Below are 816 nucleotides of genomic sequence, written 5' to 3' on the forward strand. Positions count from 1 at the left end.
ACGATCACTCACGCTGTCGCCGAACTCATCAATACGTTCCAAGAGGTTCGAGACGACATCTACCAGCGAGAGCGGCCGGACCGCGCACAGGAGCAGTGGTAACACCAAGCGGCGCTCCCCGGACACGCTGACTGCACGGCTGTGTTGAATCGCCATACGGCGTTGGATTTCACTGTTTGACAGCCTGCTTGATGTTGTAGACGACACACATCAGATCGATTTCACGGAACTCTTGATACCAGGTACGCGCTCGCTCGGCTACGCCGTGCGAGCGCTTGACAGCGAAGTTGATGGTTTTGGTCATTGACCGCTGAGCGTGCCAATATTCGTCAATTCGGGCGTTGTATGCGTAATCGTACGGAGCGAAGATCAGGTGTTTGATCAGCGGGCGAATGCCAAGTTCACGCAGTCGTTCTCGGGGCTGTCACTTGTCATAGCCTTTGTCAGCAGCAAGCGACCGCAGATCCCGTATTTCAGCGGGTGATCTGCTTGGCAAGGTCTGCGTCGCTTCCTTCTCACGTCGTCGGACAGTGGGTTTGAGACGATTTCGGAATTGACTTTGTCTTCCAAATGGGACAAATGATCCCGTCGAAAAGTCGGCTGTGAATCCAGTAGAGCTACTAAGCCAGTCGAGATACTCTGGCGAGATCCTTTGTCTCGACAACGACTATGAATCTTTTAGCGCACTTTCGAAGCAGAAAGACCACGTGAATCCTACGGGTACAGTGTCGGTACTTCCCGAACGTCGCTTCGTGAACTGTGCTGAGCCATGGATGAACAGAGCGAATGCCGGTGTAGTAACTGAGTGAACAGGAA

1 pseudogene is annotated in these 816 nt (G+C 53.3%); it reads right to left on the bottom strand.

Annotated features, from left to right (window positions below):
* Positions 1-169: 169 nt before the first annotated feature.
* A pseudogene (locus tag C492_RS22140) lies at positions 170-533 on the bottom strand (IS5/IS1182 family transposase); the annotation flags it as partial.
* Between the last annotated feature and the right edge of the window lie 283 nt (positions 534-816).

The organism is Natronococcus jeotgali DSM 18795, from assembly GCF_000337695.1.
GTDB classification, from domain to species: domain Archaea; phylum Halobacteriota; class Halobacteria; order Halobacteriales; family Natrialbaceae; genus Natronococcus; species Natronococcus jeotgali.